At 73.4% G+C, this 21,386-nt stretch carries 15 protein-coding genes; 1 reads left to right on the forward strand and 14 read right to left on the reverse strand.

All coding sequences use genetic code 11. The features are described 5' to 3' along the window. Position 1: 1 nt before the first annotated feature. Together HCC61_RS04200 and HCC61_RS04205 are read right to left on the reverse strand one after the other, a co-directional pair. Entirely contained in the window at positions 2-1,003 is a 1,002-nt protein-coding gene (locus tag HCC61_RS04200; protein ID WP_206322108.1) for a lysophospholipid acyltransferase family protein, read from the reverse strand. Then, positions 1,000-1,752, reverse strand: coding sequence for a GNAT family N-acyltransferase (locus HCC61_RS04205; RefSeq protein ID WP_169133919.1), 753 nt, complete (start codon positions 1,750-1,752; stop codon positions 1,000-1,002). Before HCC61_RS04205 ends, HCC61_RS04200 begins: the two co-directional genes overlap by 4 nt. A 413-nt stretch (positions 1,753-2,165) precedes the next feature. On the opposite strand from HCC61_RS04205, the gene HCC61_RS04210 reads away from it, so the two are divergent. Further along, on the forward strand, positions 2,166-2,960 hold the full coding sequence (locus tag HCC61_RS04210) for an SDR family oxidoreductase (RefSeq protein ID WP_169133920.1): 795 nt from the start codon (positions 2,166-2,168) through the stop codon (positions 2,958-2,960). Between the two features lie 166 nt (positions 2,961-3,126). Here HCC61_RS04210 and HCC61_RS04215 read toward each other — a convergent pair whose 3' ends face one another. From HCC61_RS04215 to HCC61_RS04270, 12 genes are all read right to left on the reverse strand, one after another. After that, positions 3,127-4,719, reverse strand: coding sequence for an APC family permease (locus HCC61_RS04215; RefSeq protein ID WP_169133921.1), 1,593 nt, complete (start codon positions 4,717-4,719; stop codon positions 3,127-3,129). 209 nt (positions 4,720-4,928) lie between these two features. Continuing rightward, positions 4,929-5,858 (reverse strand): peptidoglycan-binding protein, encoded by a 930-nt coding sequence (locus HCC61_RS04220; protein ID WP_169133922.1) that lies wholly within the window; start codon positions 5,856-5,858, stop codon positions 4,929-4,931. 91 nt (positions 5,859-5,949) lie between these two features. Next, complete coding sequence (locus HCC61_RS04225) at positions 5,950-7,536, reverse strand: DUF6519 domain-containing protein (protein ID WP_206322109.1); 1,587 nt, start codon at positions 7,534-7,536, stop codon at positions 5,950-5,952. 107 nt (positions 7,537-7,643) lie between these two features. Beyond that, on the reverse strand, positions 7,644-9,815 hold the full coding sequence (locus HCC61_RS04230) for a hypothetical protein (protein ID WP_169133923.1): 2,172 nt from the start codon (positions 9,813-9,815) through the stop codon (positions 7,644-7,646). Further along, positions 9,812-13,957: a putative baseplate assembly protein gene (locus HCC61_RS04235; RefSeq protein ID WP_169133924.1), complete on the reverse strand. Its 4,146-nt coding sequence runs from the start codon at positions 13,955-13,957 to the stop codon at positions 9,812-9,814. The genes HCC61_RS04230 and HCC61_RS04235 overlap by 4 nt, the downstream gene beginning before the upstream one ends. Beyond that, complete coding sequence (locus tag HCC61_RS04240) at positions 13,954-17,373, reverse strand: putative baseplate assembly protein (protein ID WP_169134490.1); 3,420 nt, start codon at positions 17,371-17,373, stop codon at positions 13,954-13,956. Before HCC61_RS04240 ends, HCC61_RS04235 begins: the two co-directional genes overlap by 4 nt. 47 nt (positions 17,374-17,420) lie before the next feature. Then, positions 17,421-17,816, reverse strand: a complete 396-nt coding sequence (locus HCC61_RS04245) for a GPW/gp25 family protein (protein ID WP_169133925.1) — start codon at positions 17,814-17,816, stop codon at positions 17,421-17,423. Then, a complete protein-coding gene (locus HCC61_RS04250; protein ID WP_169133926.1) occupies positions 17,813-18,175 on the reverse strand; it encodes a hypothetical protein in 363 nt (120 codons plus the stop codon). The genes HCC61_RS04245 and HCC61_RS04250 overlap by 4 nt, the downstream gene beginning before the upstream one ends. A gap of 321 nt (positions 18,176-18,496) precedes the next feature. Then, positions 18,497-19,024 carry a phage baseplate assembly protein V gene (locus HCC61_RS04255; protein ID WP_169133927.1) on the reverse strand — a complete coding sequence of 176 codons (528 nt, stop codon included), beginning with the start codon at positions 19,022-19,024 and terminating at the stop codon, positions 18,497-18,499. Between the two features lie 66 nt (positions 19,025-19,090). After that, positions 19,091-20,230 (reverse strand): hypothetical protein, encoded by a 1,140-nt coding sequence (locus tag HCC61_RS04260; protein ID WP_169133928.1) that lies wholly within the window; start codon positions 20,228-20,230, stop codon positions 19,091-19,093. Then, the gene (locus tag HCC61_RS04265) at positions 20,223-20,606 is read right to left on the reverse strand and encodes a hypothetical protein (protein ID WP_169133929.1); all 384 of its coding nucleotides are present in this window, start codon (positions 20,604-20,606) and stop codon (positions 20,223-20,225) included. The genes HCC61_RS04260 and HCC61_RS04265 overlap by 8 nt, the downstream gene beginning before the upstream one ends. Positions 20,607-20,618: 12 nt before the next feature. Beyond that, positions 20,619-21,341: a hypothetical protein gene (locus HCC61_RS04270; RefSeq protein WP_169133930.1), complete on the reverse strand. Its 723-nt coding sequence runs from the start codon at positions 21,339-21,341 to the stop codon at positions 20,619-20,621. Between the last annotated feature and the right edge of the window lie 45 nt (positions 21,342-21,386).

Consider the following 21,386-nt stretch of genomic DNA (forward strand, 5'->3'; position numbering starts at 1 on the left):
CTCATGGATGCGACGCGGCAGCCGTGCGGTCCTCCGCCCGCCGTGACGCGCCGCCGCAGCACGGCGCGCGGGACGGGACACCGCCGACACCGCCCACATCACCGACGCCACCGAGACCGCCGGGACCGCCGACACCGATAGCGACCACATCACCGATGCCGACGAGGCCGGCACCGCCGACCGCCCCCGAAACCGCCGCGTGCGCCGCGGCGGCGAGTGAGCGGCGGTCGTGGCCCTGCGGCAGCAGCGGCGGCAGGGCCCGTATGCGGACGCTGAGCCCGCCGGTGGCGGCCACCCTGTGGAGCGAACCGGTGAGGGTGTCGCCCCCGACATAGGCCGCGGACGTGCTCCGGGTGCCGTGGCGGTCGTAGTCGACGGCGACGGGCCGTACAGGCGCCGCCGCCCACAGCGCCGCCTGGAACATCGCACGCCGGAACGGGCCGCCCGGGGCCGTGCACCAGGTGGTCGCCTGCGGGAAGACCGCGACCGATCCGCCGCCGCGCAGATGCGCCGCCAACTCCCGTACGAACACAGGCAGTTCGCGGGGCGCGTCCCGGTTGAGGAAGCGGTTGCCCGTTCTGCGGGTCAGCGGTCCCACGACCGGCCACCCGGCCACTTCCCGCTTGGCCACCAGCGGGACGGGCTCGACGGCCAGCAGCGCGACGACGTCCAGCCAGGACACGTGGTTCGCGACGATCAGCGTCCCCGTGGCCGTGCCGGGCACACGCAGCGGCCCCGTGGCGTCCAGGCCGACGCGGAGCGCGTCGAGCACGGAGCGGGCACGGCGCTGGAGCACCCGCGGCTCGGCGAGCCGCGTACCGTCCGCCAGCGCGCCGCCCACGGTTGCCGTGAGCGACGCGTACCGGCGGAGCAGGGCCGCCGCGGGCATCCGCCCGTTGCGGGCCGTTGCGGGCACCCGCCGGTTGCGGGCGCCCGCGCGGTCGCCGTACGGCGGTGTGACGCACCGCTGGGTGCAGGGGGAGACGACGTCCCAGGCGTTCAACGGCCCGCGCCCAGGAAGTAGCGCCGGTAGCGCTCGTTGAGCCGCTCCATGTCGAGCAGCACGAAGAAGTCGGCGACGCCGAAGTCCCGGTCGTGGGCGGGCGCGCCGCACATCCAGGCGCCGATTCGCAGATAGCCGCGCAGCAGCGCGGGAAGCGCCGCGTAGCTCGGCCGTGCGGTCAGCGGTCCCGGCGGCAGCCACGGGTCGAGCGGGTGGACCCGGAACTCGGGCGGAGCGGCGTGCCTGGAAGTGGCCAGCAGCCAGGCGTCGGCGGCGGACTGCCCGCCGTCGGCCAGCGGTACGGAGGCGCAGCCGGCCAGATAGCGGTGCCCGGACAGCAGCATGTAGCGGGCGAGCCCGCCCCACATGGCGTTGATCACCGCTCCCGAGCGGTGATCGGGGTGTACGCACGCACGGCCGGCCTCGACCATCGACGTCCTGACCTCCGGAGGCAGGGCGCGCAGGTCGAACTCGCCCTCGGAGTACGGGCGTTCGGTGCGGGCGGGCGGCACGACCCGGTATGTGCCGACGACTTCGCCGTCTGCGCGCGACGTGACGACCAAGTGGTCGGCGACCTCGTCGTAGACGTCGACGTCGTGCCCGGGGAGCGGCGAGCGCAGCCGTGCGCCCTTCTCCTCGGCGAAGATCCGGTGGCGCAGCCGCTGGGCGGCGCGTACTTCGTCCTCCGAGCCTGCGATGGAAACCGCGTACGCGCCGGTGTCGGTGGCTACGCTGGAAGCAGCGAGCATGGGTGATCTCCCTCAGTGGGAATGCGGCACCCGCGCGGACCGTTGCCAGCGAACTCCGCGAGGGTTTTATCCGCATGCAATCGGTTGCTCGTGTTCTGCACTGGGCCGCCGAGTTACCGCTCGGCGGCCCTTCCGCGTCGGGCGAGTGCCGCGGCGCCGCCGGGCCGCACCGCCGCGCACCGTCGCATACGGCGAACTCGCCCGGCTGCGAGGGGCGTTGAGACGCCGAGGGCGCCTGACGCCCGTCCGGAACGGCCCGGTGGCAGCAGCGCACAGGAACGGGAACGGCCTGCGGGGCGAGCCCGGTCCGCTCGGCCCGCCCGGCCTCCGCGCCGTCGACAGGCCGCTGGGTACGCTCGGTCGGAGTGGATCGACCAGACCCACCGCGTCCGCCTTCGACGAGGAGAGAACACGTGCTCATCGACCTGACAGGCCGCACCGCCCTCGTGACCGGTTCCACCCAGGGGATCGGCTGGTCCATCGCCGCCGGCCTGGCCAGAGCGGGCGCGCGCGTGGCCGTCAACGGACGGCGGCGGGAGTCCGTCCAGGCGGCGATCGCACGGCTGCGTGAGGAGACGGGCAGCGAGGCGTTCGTCGCCGCGCCCGGCGACGTCACCGGCGACGACGGCGCCCGCGAGGTCGCGACGGCCGCCCCGGACGTGGACATCCTCGTCAACAACCTCGGCGTCTTCGGCCCGACTCCGGCGCTGGAGATCACGGAGGACGAGTGGCGCCGGTACTTCGAGGTGAACGTGCTGACCGCGGTCAGGATGATCCGCGCCTGTCTGCCCGGCATGAAGGACCGTTCGTGGGGGCGGATCCTGAACATCGCCAGCGACTCGGCCGTCGTCATCCCGGCCGAGATGATCCACTACGGGATGTCGAAGACGGCCCTGCTCGGCGTCACGCGCGGCTTCGCCAAGGACGCCGCGGGGACCGGGGTCACGGTCAACTCCGTGATCGCCGGGCCCACTCACACCGGCGGTGTGGAGGACTTCGTGTACGAGCTGGTCGGCCGGGACCTGCCGTGGGACGAGGCCCAGCGCAAGTTCATGATCGAGCACCGGCCGCAGTCGCTGCTCCAGCGGCTCATCGAGCCCGAGGAGATCGCCAACATGGCCGTCTACCTCAGCTCCCCGCTGGCGTCGGCCACCACCGGGGGCGCGCTCCGGGTGGACGGCGGCTACGTCGACTCCATCCTTCCCTGACGTCCCGGACGCCCTTCGGCGTCTTGCGAACTCCCGCGCCGGTCCCGGCCTCTTCCTCCCCCCGAGAGGCCGGGCTGCCGCGTCACGGCGGCCGGGCCCCGCGCCTGCGGTCGTACGGTCCCCCTCAGACCAGCCCCCTCAGACCGGCCCCCCAGACCCGTCCCGCTCAGGCCGGGCTCTTCAGCGACGCCCGGTACGCGACGCCCGCACGGACCGCCCAGAAGAACAGGCCCAGCGACAGCGCCGCCACCGCCGCCGTGTCCCAGGGTGCGGGCAGCCGCCCGCTGCCCTCGAAGGAACCGGCCCACGACAGCGCGGTCAGGGCGGCCAGATAGACCACCAGCCAGGCGCCCGTGCGCAGTTCGGAGCCCAGCGACTCGCCGCCCTGGTGGCCGCGGCGCATCAGCAGGAAGAGCAGCAGGCCGCCCAGTACGAGCGGCAGCGCGATCCGCAGCTCGTCCCAGCCCGACCAGTACACGAACTCGCTCGCCACGACGAAGCTGACCGGCGCGATCCAGCGCAGCCCGGGCACCCAGCCGGCCGTGGTGCCCCCGGGCTCGGCGAGGAAGACCGCGGCGGCCACGGCCGAGGCCGCGTAGATGAGCAGATACATGTCGCCCATGACCGTGACGATGCTCTGCCAGCCGCCGAACGGCAGCAGAAAGACCACGATGACGAGGAAGTTGAGCAGGAGCGCCCGGTGCGGCACGCCCGTCTTCTCGTCGACCCGCATGAAGTACCGGGGAAGCGTGCGGTTCTTGGCGAGCGCGTAGGTGTGCCGGGCGTTGACCGCGACGCCCACGTACGCCGAACCGCCGGGCGAGACCACGGCGTCGGCGTAGAGCAGGCTGGAGAGCCAGTGCAGGTTGAGGATCAGTGCGAGCTGCCCGAAGGGGGAGTCGAAGCTGACGCCCTTCCAGCCGCCGCCGAGCATGCTCTCCGGCACGGCGTAAAGGAACGCGATCTGGAGCGCCAGATACATCGCAAGGGCCAGCGCGATGCCCGTGAGTACGGCGGCCGGCACGATGCGGCGGGCCCTTCGGGTCTCGCCGGAGAAGTCCAGAGGCGCCTGGAAGCCGTTGACGGAGTAGACGATTCCGCCGCCCGCGAGGGCGCTCAGGCAGGCCGCGTAGCCGTACGGGGCGAAGCCGCCGTGGTCGGTGAGCCGGCCGGAGTGCCAGCCGGACGCCACGAGCGCGACGACGGTCAGTATGGGGACGATCACCTTGAACGCCGAGACGAGGTTGTTGACCCTGGCGAACATCCTCACGGCGAACCAGTTCAGCGCCGTCAGCAGCACGCTCAGGCCGACTGCGAGGCCGAGCCCCGAGGCGGTCAGCGTCCCCCCGCTGTAGATGCCGGGCAGATAGTGGTCGGCGTACTGCATGATCGCGCTGATCTCGGCCGCGGTGCCGCCCACGGACAGCAGCACCGACCAGCCTATGAGGGTGCCGACGAGGCGTCCGCCGGCGTACAGGGGCCAGCGGACCGTGCCGCCGCCCTCCGGCCGCGACGCGCCCAACTCGACCATGACGAGGGCGATCAGACCGACGAGCAGGCCCGCGCCCACCCATGACAGCAGCGCCGCCGGTCCCGCCGTCTGCGCCGCGTACATGGCGGCGAACAGCCAGCCGGAGCCGACGATGTTGGAGAAGCCGATGGCCGTCAGACCCCAGAAGCCGAGGTCGCGGCGGAGCCGGCGCTCCTCGGTCTGCGTGGGGGCGGTGTCCGCCGCTTCCGCCGGCTGCCCGTTCGGCACGGCGTCCCTCCCTGTTCTCGGCCCGCGGTGGGCTGCGTAGCACACACGTGCGGGAAGGAGGCTAGCCGGACGGTGCCCGGGGCCGGGCGGCGGGCCCCGGGACCAGTGGCGGCACCCGTGTCCGCGCCCGGGACGGAAGCGGAGCCGGGCGGATACCGGAGGCGGCCGGGTAGCGGAGGCGGGCACCGGCGCCGGTGCCCGCCCGCCGCTCAGACGTTGGGGACCTTGAGCTTCTTCCAGCTGTCCGGGCCCGGGTAGCCGTCCGCCTCCTTGCCCCGATAGCCGCAGTGGCGCTGCCACTTCGCGTACGACTTGCGGTCGGCCTCGGTCCAGTCGGGGCCGGGGCCCACCTTGTACTCGCCGCACCCCTCCGCCACGAGACGCTTGCCCATGGCCGTGATCACGGCGCTGGTGCGGCCCTCGTGGAAGAAGTCCCGTCCGGGGAAGGGCTCGTGGGCGGGCTTCCCGCCACCGCCACCGCCACCGCCGTCACCGCCCCCTCCGCCGTCGCCGTCACCGCCGCCGACCTTGCCGCCGTCGCCCGGCTTCTTCTTCAGCCGGTCGGCGATGCGCCCCCGCATGCCGTCCATGGTGAAGCCGCGCGGATCGGTCTTGCCCGGCTGCCACTCCTTGTGGCCGATGACGGAACGCTCGGACCAGTCGTGGGCGCGGCAGATGGCCGCGGAGGCACGGGTGATGGCCTCCAGCTGCGCCTTGGGCCACGGGTCCTTGCCGTCGCCGCGGTTGATGCATTCGAAGCCGTAGAAGCGGGCGTTGCCGTCGGTGTCGGCCTCGTTGTCGGCCGGGAGGTTGCGTTCCGCGACGACCGCCGCCATCACGTCGCCGTCGCCGAGACCGGCGTGGTTGGCGCGGCCGTTGCCGACGAGCCACACTTCGCCGTCCTTGTCGATGACGCCGTGGCAGAGCGGGCCGGGCAGGTCGGAGCGGCCGTTGTAGCACAGCTGGACGCTGCCGTCGGTGCCCGAGCTGGCGGTGTGGTGGATCATCACGCCGTTCAGCGGGCCCCAGGCCCCTTTCGAATTGCGGTTGTGGCTGCGCCAGTTGCGTACCTCGTGGACCGTGAGGCCCTCATCCTTGAGCGCCTTGACCAGCCGGTCCGCGCTCAGTGCCTTCGCCATGGCCGTGTCCCCCTTCCCTGACTTCCCTCGACGCCCCGGAGACCCTCGGCTCCCGCGACGCCCTTCGTTCCCGGAATGCCCGCCGGACGTCTCACTGGCCGCCGGTGCCCGGGTACAGCGGTGCCGAGTCGGCTTCGGCACGCCGCTGTTCGTAGTCCTCCTCGGCCGCGGCCTCCGCCTCGACCGCCAGTTCCTCGTCGGTCGCCGCGGGCACGGGAGAGGCCAGCGGCTTGAAGACGTGGCGCAGGTCGGATGCGGCCCGCTCCCCCATCACCCAGGCGAGCGGCGCGTAGTGCACCGCGATGCCGGCCGGGGACCGGAGCAGCGGGCGGCGTGCGGCGTCCGCGGGCCACTCGACCTCGCCGGTGGCGGTACGGGCGGGGATCAGCCAGTAGTCGCCCGTACGGTAGGTGCCGCCCTCGGCGAACCAGACCTCGACGCCGTCCTCCAGCGGCAGCCAGCGGCCCTCCTCGACGGGGAGGGCCCCGGCCCGCAGCCGTCCCTCCTCCCCGCCCCGGCCGCTCCGGGCGCTTCGGCCGCCCCGTGGCGAGGGGCCGTCGGGCGCGCGGTGGTCCCAGCGGCGCAGATACGGGTTCTTCTGCGGGCGGTACGTCTCGGGTTCGCCGGACAGCCGCACCTGACGGCCGGGCAGGTCGATCTCCTCGATGCGCAGCAGCTGTGTGACGTCGAGCCGTTCGGCCGTGGCGGTGTCGGTGAACTCCACGAGGTCGCCGACGGTCAGCCCGAGCGCGCTGTCGTCGCCGAGGGTGCCCAACGCCGCCCAGGTGCCGTCGAGTTCGTCGACGGGGAAGGTCACCGAGCCGTTCTCACGCGACCACTTGAAGCCCGCCGTCTTCGCGTCGCCGCCCTGGTGGATCTCCACCCGGTACAGCTGGTTCTCGGGGCCCCGGTAGCGGGCGTCGGGCCGTACGAGGCAGGGCTCGTCGTCCGCGCCGTCGGGGCGTTCGCTGCGGGCGCCCAGCCTGCCGGTCGAAGTGTCCTTCTCCCGCGTCCACTTGGCGAAGGCCTCACGTACGGCGTCCTTGCCGGGCTCGTCGCCCTCGACGCCGAGCACGTCGCCGGGGAGCGTGCGCACCTGCCAGATCACCTTGCGCCTGGCGGCGGTGTCGGTGGTGGCGGCGCCGAGCGCGCTCTCCCGCAGATACGGGTCCTCCGCGGCGGTCACGGCACGCTCCCACACCTTCAGATAGGCCAGGAACGGCCGTGCGGGCAGCCGGTCGCCTGGGCGCTCCGGGTCGAGGTGCGCGCCGGGCTGGTCCCAGTAGGTCCAGTGGTCCGGCGGCCCGGGCTGCTTGCCGTCTCCGCCGTCTCCCGCGTCCCCGTCGCCGCCGTCGCCGCTCCTGTCGTCCGGTACGGGGACGCCCGGTGCCGGTCGTGCGGCGTCGCAGAGGATGCCGTCGACGTAGTAGCGCCCGGAGCCGATGTTCAGATCGTCCAGTTCGCCGCTGCCCGCCGCGAACTCGACGGCGAACCCCGCGGCCCCGCTCGGCCCGCCGTGCTGCCCTATCAGGTCGGCGGTGACGGTGCGGTCGCGGTGCAGCTGGATGGCCGTCTGCTCGTTGGCGTCGGCGTCCAGCTGTACGCGTCCCTGCTGGGCGAGGACGGCGGAGTAGTGCCGCTGCGGCCGGAATGTGCTGCGGGACAGATCTGCGTGCATGGAAGGGGTCCCCCTCTGAAGTGCCCGGTGCGGTACGGGCATTGCGTGCGGACGGAAGCTTGCGCCCGTAACCGGCGGGCCGGACCGGGCGGATGCGGTCGGTCAGGTCAGGTCACGAAGAAGATCCCGGCGTCCGTTCCGGCCGGGGTGTACTCGTCGAGCCGCGCGCGCAGGGCGTCGGTGCGCTGCGGCTGGAACAGGTCGTGGAACGCGCCGAGTTCGCCGCCGTCGTCGCCGCCGCGGCTGATGCTGCGGGGGCAGGCGGCGGCCGGCTGCGCGTACGCGGGCGTGCCGTAGCGCTCGCTGGTGAACACGGGCCGGTCCGCGGCGGTGCCGGGACGTTCCGGGTCGGGGACGCAGCGGAAGCGGCGCGGCGTGCGCGAGCCGTACGGCACGTAGCTGAAGCGCATGCAGCCCACCTGGCGCCGTGCGACCTGCACGGTCCCCGTGAAGATGCTGTTCTCCGCGATCCGCACGGCGTGCGTGTGCACTTCGCCGATGACGGTGCTGCGGTGCGCGTGCAGCACGGCGTGCGCGTGCCGGCAGTCCGGGGCCGAGAGCGCCTCGCGGTCGTGTCCGGTGGCGTCGAGGATGCTGTCGCGCAGGTGCAGCGGCAGCGGATCGGTGCCGACCTCGTCGCCGATGACCTCGATGGTGCCGAGGATGCTGCGGTCGATCTCGACGCAGGCGGTGGTCGATTCGAGTACGAGGCTGGCCTCCTGCGGCGAGTGCGGGCTGCACTCCTCCTGAAGGCTCCAGCCGGGCACGAGCGTGGAGTGGCGCAGCACGACCGCGCCGACCGGACCGGTCACATGGACGCCCCGGCCGGTGACCAGCAGCCCGTCGAGCACCACCCGCGGCTCCTCGCCGGGCGGCGGCGCCTGTCCCGGACTCCCCTCTACGGCACGGATGTTGAGGGCGTCCGGCCGGTTGCTGTACCAGTCCAGCAGCCGTATGACGGGCCGGGTGCCCTCGGCGGCGCGCAGCTGGAGCCTGTCGCCGGCCTCCAGGTCGAAGTCGAGCTGCTCCTGGAAGGTGCCGCCGTGGAGTTCGAGGATGCCCTCGCCCGTGCAGGCGCCGTTCGCGCGGTCCTCGCGCCACTGCGCGTACGCGTCCATGATCCGCTGGTGCGGCTGTGCGGGGCCGACCCCGTAGACGGTCGCACCGGGCGTCTCGGGGCGGTCTCGTACGTACTCTCCGCCGCCCAGCTCGTCGGAGAACGCGTAGTGGTAGGTGACCCACACGCCCTGCCGGGGCGCCGACCTGGAGCCGAACGCCATGCGGCCCAGCTCCGGATCGACGGCGATCTGCCCGCGCCGCGGCCGGTAGCGCCAGCCGGACAGGTCGGCCACGACGATGTCCTCCATCGGCACGGGCTCCTCCTGGCCGTCCCGCCACACGGTGAGGCTCTTGCCCGGCCCGTAGTAGTCGGCGAGCCGGTCCGCGAGGCGGCGGCGCCCGATGGCGTCGGGCAGGTTGTCCGCCGTCGCGATGTGCGCGGCGTGCGGCTCGGGTTCGGGCCGCGTGAACAGCGGGGTGTCGTTGCCGAGCACGGAGAAGGTGTACAGGTTGCGGGCCCGGTCGATGCAGTACGCCGGGGCCCTGGTGACGGAGTACGGGCGAAGCCGCCACACGTACAGCCCGACGCCGGCCGGGGTGTGCCCGCCCTGCCGGCGCCGGGACTCCGCGCGCCGCACGTCGGCGGTGCGGGCGAGGGAGCCGAACGGGCCCGCGGCGAGGTCGAGTTCGTCGCCGTCGCGGACGTCGGCGAGCCGGCCTCGTGCGGCCCTGCGCACATCGGCGGCGGGTGTCGCCGCACCGTAGAGCCGCACCGGCTGATGGTGCGCGAGCCGACGGGAGAGCTCGACGGCACGGGAGGGCCAGCCGGCGACGCCGTCGGCCAGCTCCTCCAGCAGCGGCAGGGTGCCCTTGCGGCGCCGGTTGGCGACGGTCGCGGCCACGTCGCGGCGCGGCGAGAGCACCTCGGCGAGGCGGCGGCGCGACGCGTCGGGCAGGCCGTCCGGGCCGCCGGGGGCCAGTACCCGCTCATAGCCGGGCAGCGGCCGGTGGCCGACGAGGTCGCCCAGATAAGGCAGCGCCCACTCGTCGGCGGTCTCCACGAACCAGTCGTCATAGCCCTGTTCGACCTGGCTGCGTATCCGGTCGGACTGTTCGGCGATGACGGCGAGCAGGGCGCGCAGCGGCTCCCCCTGCTCGGCGTCCCGCAGGCGGTGCCACTGCGGGAGCAGGTCGGCGATGTGGTCCGGCTGCCTGGTCACTGTTCGGCCTCCGTCAGGACGAGCGTGTCGGCGGACTTCTCCGGCAGCAGCACGAACTGCGCCGCCCGTATGCCGCGGAAGACGCATACGGAGCGGCCGCGCGGCAGCGGCCGGGTGTCGGTGATGTCGGGGTTGAGGCGCAGCAGTTCCCCGAGGGGGATGCGGCGCTCCGCGGCGATGTGGCTGAGCGTCTCCCCGCCGGGCGCGGTGACGAGGTGGAACTGCTCGTCATACGACGCCTGTTGGGCCGGCACGGTGCGCGGCGGCCCCGGATTCGCCAGCCGTTCGGCGATCCGCTGCGGCGTCGTGCCCTCGGGGATCCCGGTGAAGACGTCGAGGTCGACCCAGTCGACGCCGGGCACGGACTGTGCCGTGGCCAGCGCGTCGGAGGGCCGGGCCGGTACGGCCAAGTCCCGCCCCTGGTAGCCAAGTTCGGCCTCCAGGGCGCGGCGCAGCCGTGGTTCGACGTCGCGCCAGGCGTGGTCGCGGGCGACCTTGACCTTCGCGGCGACGGCCAGCAGCACGCGCTCCCGTACGTCGACCCGTACGGGCAGCCGCGCGTCGCCGTACGCGGCCAGGGCCGAACGCAGGGCGCGCAGGGTCCTGGAGTCCGGCTCCAGCGGGATGTCGTCGTCGCCGGCGACGGTCAGGTGGAGCAACCGCCGCCTGCCGTCGGTGACTTCACGGGCGACGGCCCTGCCGATCCCGGCCCGGGATCGCGCGAAGTCCTCGTAGTCCCGCGTGGAGACGAGCCTGTCCAGCGCGGAGACGGCGAGCGGTATGCGGCGCCGTCCCGCGGGCAGCCGGCCGGGCCTGCGGGACGGCGCGGCATGCACGGGCCCGTCGGGGTCGGCGCCGCCGGAGGCGGGCACCGGGTTGGTGACCGCGGTGACTCCGAGCGGGCGCGTGACGGGCTGGGTGATGCGCTGCGCCGCGACGTTGGCGTCCGCGCCGGTGCCGAAGCGGTAGCGGGCACGGACGTTCTCGTGGCCGGACGGCAGCCGCGCGCCGTGCACGCCGTCGCCGAAGGTGACCGTCGTACGGCCGTCGCCGCCGGTGCCGATGACGTAGACGCGCTCGGTGGGGCCCCGGCCGGCGAGGCTGTCGACCGGGTGCCACAGCAGCCCGTCGACGCGGATCTCCAGGGTGGGACGGGCGCCCAGCGGGCCGGGGTCGGGCAGCCACGTCAGCGGGGCCTGCCACAGCCGGAACGTCTGGTGCGTACGGCCCGCGTCGCCGCTGCCGACGGCCTCCTCGCGGCTCTCCCCGTGGGTGGCGGAGACGACGTTGCCCAGTACGCGCACGGTCTCGCGGCGGTAGCGGTGCTCCAGGTCGCCGGTGAGGGTGAGCACGGTGTGCACGTGGTCGCCCGGCAGCAGCGGGTCGAGGTACGGCTCGGCGCGGGCGACGACGGCGAGTTCGGTGCCGCGGACGCCGGAGGTGTGCGGCACGTCGCTGCGCTCACCGGTGACGGCGATCGTGCGGCCGGGCCTTATGCCCTCGTAGAGACGGTCCAGGACGATCTCGTTGCCGTGCACGTCGTCGGGCAACGGCTCGTCCGCGACGTGGAGTTCGGCCCCCGCCGCGTGCACGGTGGTGTCCCGGATGTGGGAGAGCAGCACGTCGTGCTCGTCGAGCCAGGGGTCGGCGACGGTGAGTTCGGTGCCGCGGCCCGTGATGCCGTAGTCCGCGTACGAGGCCGTACGCGCGGCGGTGACACGGGTGTCGACGGACGCGAGCGCGCGGTCGCCCGGCACTCCGCCCTTCGCGCCCTTGCGCGGTCTGCGGATCGCGATGCGGCTGCCCACCTCGATGCCGTCGTGGACTCCGTCCAGGCGCAGGACGTTGCGGCCCTCCGGGTCCGGCATCGTGGCGAGCACGACCTCGACGCACGTGGGTTCGCTGCGGGTGGTGTAGCGGACGGTGATCTCTATGTCGCCCTGCCGCTCACGCTGTTCCTCGCCCGGCTTCAGCAGCCAGCCCGCCGTCTCACCGTTGTGCACGGCCACTTGGACGGCGCCTTCGTCGCCGGGGCGGGAGATGAACACGGTGCGCTCCGGCAGACCCGGATGCAGCCGCACCGTGATGCCGGGCTCCTGCGAGGTCTCGGGGCGGCGGTTGAGCCAGCCGAGGCCGTGGTCCTGGCCGCTGCGCGTGTGCAGTTCGACGCGGCCCGGGCCCAGCCGGAACGAGGTCTCGGCGGGCAGCGCCTCGGTGCGCTGCCGGGACAGGTCGTAGCGCGCGTAACCGAACTCGGCCCGCTGCGGCACCTTCCCCGTGGTGTCGAACTCGATGCGGACGCCGGTGAGTTCGGCACCGTTCAGCGGCCAGTCGGTCTGCTGCACGTTCCGGCCGTCCTGGTCCTGCACGGGTTTCAGCGGGGCCGTGGAACCGAACGGTGCCGCGGTGACCCGCATCGCCAGCAGCTCACGCAGCGCGTCCGGCACGGGCTGCGCACCCGGCGAGCCCGGCGCGAACGCCGTGGGCCGGGCGTGCCCCACGGAGACGCCCGCGGCGTCGGCCCGCTGCCACGCCCCGTACAGCTCACCGGCCGCGGCGGGATGCAGCGCCCCGAGCAGCCCGGTGCCGAGACCCGCGCCCGCGAAGGGCGCCTGCCCGTATGCGGGAGCACCGGAGGCGGGACGCCCCCGCGGCCCGGCCCCGGTACGGCCCGTGGAACGGAAGGCGGGGAGCAGCGAGTCGAGCACCCGCAGCGCGGCGGTGTCCGTCCCGGTGGTTCCCGTGCCCTCGGCTGCGGGCGCGGCGGACTCGCGGCCCCCGGCGGTCGGCGCGGGTGTCTGCGGCGAGTCGGGTACGGAGTCGTCGGCGGTGCCCAACTCGGCGGCGCGCTCACTGAGTTCGGCCATGACGGCGGCCAGTTCCGCGAACCATGCGGCGGCTTCCGCGTACGGCGCCGCCAGGGCCTCCGCCTCGGCCAGCCGCTCGCGCGGGCCGGTGAGCCTGCGCACGAACTTCCCCGGGGCGGTGAGCTGTTCGAGGTCGTCGCGCAGCGGTGCGAGCACCTGCTCGTCGAAGTCCTCGATCAGCCTGCTGACCGGCCGCGGGTTCGGCACGGGCCGCGCCTCGTCCTGCGCACTCCCGTCCTCCTGCCCCGGTTCCTCCGCCGCGGGCACGGTGATCCAGGAGCGCAGCAGCTCCACCAGCTCTTCCAGGCTCGGCGGTGCCGAGCGCGGCAGCCGGATCGCGGTGAGGTCGTCGTCGCGGTCGATGCGGGTGTCCGCAACGGACAGCAGCCGGTACTCGTTCCCGCCGAAGACGAAGAGCAGCTTGTCGCCCTTCCTCACCGAGTCGGCCGTGCCCGCCACATGGATCTCGGAACGCTTCTCCAGATCGCCCGGGACGATCAGGGAGGGACGGCGACGCCGCACCTTCAGCTGGTTCCAGGCCGCACGGGCGAGCAGGTCCTCGTCGGTCTCGTACGTCTGCGCCTCGTCCTCGGAGGCGTCCGGCACGCTGTGGCTGCGGGAGCCGCGCGGAATGAGCACCTCGGTGTCACGGTCGGCGCGGGGATCCCGGTCGACCGTGTACGCGAGATGGGTGTCCGCCGCGACGCCCGGACGCGGCCGGTGCCCGACGAGCCGGGCCAGCAGCGCGAGCGAGCGGTGCTCGTCCGCCGTCCTCAAGTAACCCTCGTCTGCGATGCGTTCGGAGTGGAAGGTCAGCAGGTCGCCCAGGACCGCCCAGGCGTCGAGCAGCGCGATCGCCGGGTCGTCGGTCGTACGGGCGGTCAGCCCGCGCAGGGCCGGATAGGCGGGCGAGGCGAGCCGGTCGAGCATCGCGGCGAGGAATGTGCCGTGCGTGCCCGTACGCAGTTCCAGCGCGGTGCGGCCCGGCGGGTTGTAGAGGGCGGCGGGGGCACGGGTCTCGTCATGGCCCCGTCCCGCGCAGCCACAGCCCGAGCCGCAGCCCGAGCCGGGGCCGCGGCCGACGCCGACGCCGACGCCGACGCCGACGCCGACGCCGACGATGCGTGAACTCCCGGTTCGTGAACTCCCGGTGCCTCGTGCGGAGTTGTCGCGTGCCGAGTTGTCGCGTACGGAGTCGTCACGTACGGAGTCGTCACGTACGGAGTCGTCACGTACGGAGTCGTCACGTACGGAGTCGTCACGTGCTGGGCTCATCGGGCGTCACTCCCCCAGGCGTCGCCGGGGGTGCCCCCACCCGCGAGCGTGATCTCCAGCCTGCCGTTCTCCGGCAGCACCGGATCGTTGTCGCACTGCGCGATCTCCAGCGGTCCCAGCCGCAGCACTCCGTCCTCCAGCTCTCCTCTGGGGGCACCTCCCCGCGAAGCGAGGGGGACCTCGTGGAACTGCCTGCGCAGCCTGGTCACTTGGAGGCTCTCCACACCGGCGACGGCCGCTCCGGCGGCGACCAGGCGGGAGAGCCTGACCGGTTCGCCGAACGTGAGCGCGTCCGGGTGGAAGAAGCCGAGCCCGCGCCCGCCGGGCAGCCGGCGCGGTCCGAGCACCCGGTACAGCTCGTCGAGGATCTGCCCGTGCTGGTGCCCGGGGGCGGCGCACACCGTGACCGCGATGTCGAGCGGAACGCTCTGCGCGGGCCGGACGACCAGGTCGTGACCGATCCTGCGGAAGCCCTCCAACGCCTGCTCGACGGCCGCCAGCAGCCCGGCCGCGGGCTCCGCCGAGCCGCAGCCGTCGACGGCGACGTGCGCCTCCGACACGCTTCCCGTCCAGCGGATCTCGGCGGCCGCGCGCTGCACGCCCGGCACCTGCGCCGCGAGATGCGCGTAGTCCTCTGCGGTGACCGCGCGCAGCCGCTCGCGCTTCAGGCTCAGCGGCGCCAACTGCCGTACCTGGTCGACCGGTTCGGGTGCCGTGCCGCCCGTGGCCGGCAGCGGGTTGCGCACTCCGGCGACGGGCTGCGCCTCGGCCGCGTCCACGACGTCGGGGTCGCGGCCGAGCACCAGGTGTCCGATGGCCTCCGCGCCGACGTTGCCCGCCGGGCCGCCCCCGACGCGGTAGTGCAGGGCGAGCCTGCTGCCCGGCTCGGGCACCGCCCCGTACAGACCGTCGCCGAAGCGGAGCGCGAGGCGCCCGTCGTCCTCCAGCTCGCCGGTGAAGTGGCGGTCGTACGGGCCGCTTTCGAGCAGATCGCGGCGCGGGCGCCACACCTGGAATCCGTCGCGACCGCCACCGAGGCCGCCGCCTCCGCCTCCCTCTCCGTCTTCGTCCCGGTCGCCGCGATCATTCCGGTCGTCCCCGGCGCCCTCGTGGCCGACCGCGACGACCGCGACCACCGCCGGAAGCGCCGAACGGGGATCCTGCACGGACGCCGACGCCGGCCCGTGCAGCACCGGATCGTCCGGGTGCAGCCCCGCCGCGTACGCCCGTCCCCAGGTCTGTGCGATCTCCCAGGCGATGCGCCCGTCCAGCACGGTGCCCGCGCGGGCCCGGGCGGTGAGGACCTCCAGCCGCCGCAGCTTCCCCACGAGGTAGTGGTCGCTGCGGGCCAGCAGCTCACGCAGCGCCGCGGCGGGACGCTCCTCCAGCGCCAGCCGCTCCAGCACGTCCAGCCCGAACAGCACCGTCAGCTCGGCGACTTCGTCGTCCGAGAGCCCGTCGCGGTCGCGGGCGGAGCGCCACAGCGCGGTGAGCCGCTGCCGTACGGCTTCCGGAACGGCCGCGAGCCGCCGTGCCTGCCCGCCCGCGACATGCCGCGGCTCGGGATACGGCACGGCCTGCACGACGTGGGGGTACCCCCGGCCAGAGCTCGGGGGAGGGTTCTCCAGTACGGGCCGTGGCCGCGGCGCGATGCCCGGATACACGGACTGGGCGAGGAGCGTACGCAGCGCCGCGGCCTGCCCGTGCACGGTGGCGGGGAAGACCCGCTCCCCGCCACCGGCCGGGGGCGCCCCCGCGCCCCGCAGCCCGGCGCTCTCCAGACCGATCCCGGCGCGCGCCGTGGCGTCCGCGCCGAACAGCCGGTGCAGCTCCCGGACGGAGTCCGGGGCGAGTTGACGGCCGTGGTCCGCCTCGCGCAGCAGGGAGCCGACGAGCCGGGCGGGCGGGTTGCCGGACCGCCGGTCCGCGCAGCCGGGCTGCGGCTCGCAGGACGCCGTCACGGCGGGCTCGCCGGGCAGCACCGTCCACTCGGGCTCGGCCCCGGCCCAGGTGAGGGAGCGCCCATGGTCCACGAGGACGGTGTTGCCGCGTGCCACGGTCACGTCGGCGACCGGTTCGCAGTCCGGCCCGGCGACGGTGGAGAGCACCAGCGGGAAGTCCGGGGCGTCCTCGGGCGCCCAGGTCACCTCCAGTACGGGCCGGTCCTCCAGCTCGTCGATCCCCTCTGTGACGGAGGTCAGCCGGACGGGCTGCCGGTGGGCCGGGTCCGCGTCGCCGGGGGTGCCGGTGCGCGGGCCGAGCACCTCCTCCAGGATCAGCAGGTCGCCGGGGCGCAACCGCAGTGTGCGGCAGGTGCGTTCGTCGTCCGCCCACTCGTCGCGCAGGGTCGCCGAGGTGGCCCCCTCGGGCAGGAAGCACTGCTCGTCGCCCCACGTCCACAGCCGGATCGCGTTGTGCGCGGGGTGCAGGTGCAGCGAACGGTCGCCGAGCGGCTCGAAGACCTCCGCCGCTCCCCGCTCGTCGAGGGCCGCCAGTTCCTCCTCGTCCAGGACGGTGCCGGGGGCGGGCGGCTCATGAAGTCCGGGCGTACGCACGTCGATCGCGGCGAAGCGGTAGCCGTACGGGGGCAGCACCAGCGGCTCCGCGACCTCCAGGGTCACGAACGTCCGCGCGTTGCAGCCGTCGTGCATCGGATAGTCGATGAGCCGCACGTGCCGTCGTACGGATACGCGGCGGCGCGCCGTGTCCAGATACGCCTCGGTGGCGACGGCGTCCTGCTCGTAGCCGATCCGGTCGGCGGTGTGGGCGAGCAGTTCGACGAGCGTGGTGCCGAGGTCGGCGGCGTGGCGCTCGCGCCAGTCGGGCGCGGTCAGCGCGAGCCGGTCCAGGACGACCTGGCGGAGGGTGTCGAAGTCGCGTGCCGTGTAGTCGATTACGGGAGCGGGGGCTCCGTGCGTGCCCGTGCCCGCACCCGCGCCCGTGGCTCCGGCCGCGGACTCCGCGCACCCGCCTCCACCGCCGCAACCGCAACCGCAGCCGCAGCCGTCGGCGCAGTCGAACGGCGAAGGGCAGTCCGCGCCGAAGCGGAACGCGGCGCTGAAGTACCGCTGGTCGAACCCCGGATACGGCTCGCTGCCCGGCCGCCCGCCGGGCCCTTCCGCGACGAGCGAGAGCAGATACGAGGACCTGTCGCCGGTACGGTCCAGCACGACCGTCATCCGGTCGTCGAGCCCCGGGTCCTCCTCGCGCTCCACGGTGACGCTCTCGGCGGTCAGCCCGGTGATGCGACGGCCGCCGTCGATGCGTACGTTGCCGGGGCCGACGCCGTGCGGTGCCTTGCCGAGGAAGGTGACGGTGAGGGTGCGGCCGTCGTCGCCGACCTCCACTCCGTCCACTCCGCCGAGGGCGGCGCTGCGTATCCTGCCGCGCCTGGTGTCGCTGCGGCAGACCGGCAGCCGTGCGGAGCCTGCGGAACTCCCGGAGTTCGCGGGGCTGTTCGCGTTCACGCGGCGGCCCTCCCCTCGAAGGTCTCGTCGCGGCGGGCGCCGCCGCCCGCACCGTGCCGGACGACATAGCGGAGCCGTACGCGCACGGTCTCCTCCTCGCTGGCGACGTCCACTCCCTCCACGTCGATCAGATCGCCGAGCCAGCGCTGGAGCGCGCCCTGCACGGACATCTCGACGGTGGCGGCGAGTTCGGGACTGTTCGGCGCGAACGCCAGGTCGAGCAGCCCGCATCCGAAGTCGGGGCGCATCACGCGCTCCCCGGGACTGGTGAACAGCAACTGCTCGATCAGGTCGTGCACATGCTCGTCGTACGGGGCGTGCGCGGTGCGGCCCCGGCTGTCCGTACGGAACGGGAACGCGATGTCCGTCCGGCGCCTGTCACGCGTACTCATCGGCAGCTCACCCCCTGCTGTGCGCCGCCCACGAGGGGCGGGCCCTGCGGCGTCAGATCGGCGGCGAAGCACTGCCCGGCCGTCGTGCTCAGCAGCAGCGGGCGTCCATCGGCGAGGACCCGGGCGCCCCCGGTGTCCGGGGTGAAGCGGACCGTGACGCACGGGCGGGGGACGCCGCGGCCGTCGGTGTGCGGGCAGCCGACGACGGTGAAGGCGGCGCCGTGTGCGACGGCAGGCGCGCCCGCGACGTGCACCGCCCCCGCGGCGCCCTGCGCCGCACGCACCGCGCCGCCGTGCGGGCAGCGCAGGGCGCTTTCACTGGTGAGGGGACTCGCTGTGGTCCCCGCGTTCTCGGACACGGTGTGTACTCCCCCTGGTCGTCTCTCGCCCTGGCTCTCTCGCCTGACTGTCTCGCCTGGCTGTCTCGCCTGGCTCGCTGGTCCTGGCGTCTTGCTCTGGCTGTCTTGCTGCGTGCGGCGCTCGGAGGCGGGCGGCGGGTATCGGCTGACACCTGCTGATATCTGTCAGCTGTTATCTGTCGTCTGCCGGCTGTCGTCCGTCAGCCGTTATCCGTCAGCTGTCGTCTGCCAGCCGTCATCCGTCATCCGTCATCTGCCAGCCGTTATCCGTCATCTGCCGTCTGCCAGTCGCCAGTTGCTGCCCCAGCCCTCTTCCGGCCCTCATCGGTCCCCCCGGACGGTCAGCCCGCCCTCGTTGATGTCCACGTCGCTTCCGGTCACCGAAATGGACGCCCCGTGACCGCTGTTGATGACGACGCCCTTCTCGTCGATCTGCACGTACGCCCCGCCCGGCGCCTTCAGGAGAATCCCCGTACCGCCCGGCACGTCCGACATGACGATCTTGTGCTTCCCCTCCGTCTCGATGACGACGGGATGGCTGCCGGGCAGCTCCTTGCGCACGTCCGGCGGCAGTTCCGCCGCCTCGCCGTACCAGCAGCCCGTCCACACCGGGAAGCTCGGATCGCCCTGCTCGAACTCCACCCACACGCCCGCGCCCACCTCCGGCAGCACGAACTGCCCCGCCGCCTGCCCCGTGAACGGCAGGCACGGCAGCGCCCACGTCGACGCCTCGTCCCCGAGCACGTCCGGCACCTGCGCCGTGATCCGTCCGATGCGCAGCGGATCCTCGTTGTCGACGACCCTCCCCCGGTACTTGCCGAGGAAGCGGTTGTTCTGTGCGGGTGGCATGCGGGGCGCTCCTTTGACGGATGGTCGGTACGGTCCCGGTCCTGGTTCCCGGGCCCGCTCTCGGGCTCAGGGACGGACGCGGTCGCTGCGGGCGATCAGTCCTTCGCGGGAGAGGGTGAAGTTCTGCTGGAAGGACCCGGGCTTGAGGTGGTGGGTGACGCTCTTGACGTAGTAGTCGCCGTCGTACGTACGTCCCGCGCCGCGCACGCCCACCAACTCCCGCGGGCGCAGGACGTATCCGTGACGGTTGACGTCCAGATGCCCCGAGCCGGAGATGGCGTCGGCGGACGTGGCGGCGCGGGCCAGGGCCTCGGCCTCGGCCTGCGCTGGGTCCTTCTTCGCCGTACCGGAGAGGGTCTTGCGCTTCAGCGCGGGCGTCGGCCGCAGTCCCAGCGGCGGACGCAGCGGATCGATGGGCCGCTGCGGCAGCAGCCTCGACTCCCGGTTGCGCGGGTCCTGCACGCGGGCCTGCGGTTCCTCGCGCGCGGTGCCGTCGTACGCGAACGTCAGCTGGTCGACGGTGGACTCGCTGTCCATGTTGACGTTCAGCGCGTGCTGGCGCCGGCCGAGGCGCTGCTCGGGTCCCCAGTAGGCGGTGGAACGGCCGGGACGCGGCCCGGGCTCCAGATAGAAGGTGTAACCGTTCGCGCGGGCAAGGTCGTTGATGTAGCTGAGGTCGGTGCCCGTCTGGTAGTCGACGCGCAGTTCGCGGCGCGGCTGCTGCGGTATCTGCTCGCGGACGATCCGTGGATCGATGCCGTAGTCGGCGTAGTGGCCGAGGATGCGGGCCACGCGCTGCGAGGGCGCGAGGTTGGGGAAGCGGTCCGTGCGCTCCTCCAGGTCCATCAGCAGCGTCAGGTCCTCGCCGGTGACGGTCAGCGTCGACTGGCCGGGCCGGTTGCTCGCGCCGACCTCGTGCCGCACGATCAGCCCGTCCAGCAGCACGGTCGGCGTGCCCTTCACGGTGACGGTGACGATCAACCGCGTACGGGGGCTGAAGAACCCCTCGGGCAGCAGCCGTTCGATGATCGAGCCCCGCTTCGTCAGGTCGAACGCGATCTGGAAACCGCTGCGTTCACCCGACGTCATCGTGATCTGCGCCGACAGCAGCGCGTCCGCGACCTCCGGCGGTACGGGCTTCGCCAGCTTCGGCCCCATCAGCAGCCCCAGATGTACGGGACCGCCCCCCACGGGCTGCTCAGACACGCGGCCCCCCGCTCTCCGGGAAGCCGCCCGGCATCGGTATACGGATCTCCCGCCCGGGCTCCTCCGTCAACTCGGCGGGATCGAACACCGGGTTGGCGTCCGCGATGCGCCACCACTGGCCGGGGTCCCCGAAGTACCGCTGCGCCAGATGGTCCGGCCGCTCCCCCGCGGCGACGGTGTGCGTCGCGAAGTCGTCGTCCCCGGCCTCCCCTTCGGGCAGAGGCGGAAGTAACCGCCGCTTGGCGTACCGGACTTCGGTGCCGTCGGGCATGCGGTGCACGCCGATCTCCGCGTCGTGGTACCGGCTGTCGCTCGGATACGGATGCGCGCCCGGTATCCGGTCCAGCGCGCTCTCGTACGGCTCGATCCCTGCCATTCCTCTTCCCCCCTAGCCCCTGCCGGTCCCGCTGGCTGCGAACCCGCCGCCGACCGCGCCTCCACCAGCGCCGCCGCCCAGTCCGCCCGCGCCCAGGCCGAGGGCGCCGATACCGGCGGCGGGCGCGATGCCCGCGAGGCGTTCCTTCTGCGCGAGGTGCGCCATGTACAGCTCGGCACCCCGGTGCCCGGCGGGCAGATCGCTGACCGACAGCACCTTCATGCCGATGCTGAGCGCGGCCCGCATCGGATTGAGATTCACGTCGAACGCCGACTCGTTGACGGACAGCTCCGTCAGCCGCACCGGCATCACACGCTTGCTCCCCCACGTGAACAGCGTCAACGGCTTCTCGATCGGGCTGATCTCGATCGCGCCCTTCTTCGACAGCCGGCTGTTCTCCCGTATTTGAGCCGTCGTGGGATGCACGAGCATCTCCAGCGCGGCCAGTTGGGGATGGATCCCGTCGGGCGCGGCGATCTCGAGTTGATCGGTCGAGTCGATCTCCGCGGTGAACTTCCAGCTCTCCTGCGCGGGCCCCTTCAGCCGGAGGGCTTCATTCTTGTCACCCCCGCCCTTGCCGTCCCCTTCACCCCCGGCGGCCTGCGGCTGAAGCGACCGCTCCAGGGTGTCGGGATTGAACTGCAACACGATGACGCGCTGCGGGGTTCCCCTCTCGGGGTCGACGATGACGATGCCGCAACGGATGGGTCGGGGTATGTCTGCGAATCGGGTCATGAGGCCTCATCGTTCCTTACGTGAGCCCGCACTTTCATTTCAAAG

Origin of the sequence: Streptomyces sp. HNM0575 (assembly GCF_012726265.1) — a bacterium.
Lineage (GTDB): Bacteria > Actinomycetota > Actinomycetes > Streptomycetales > Streptomycetaceae > Streptomyces.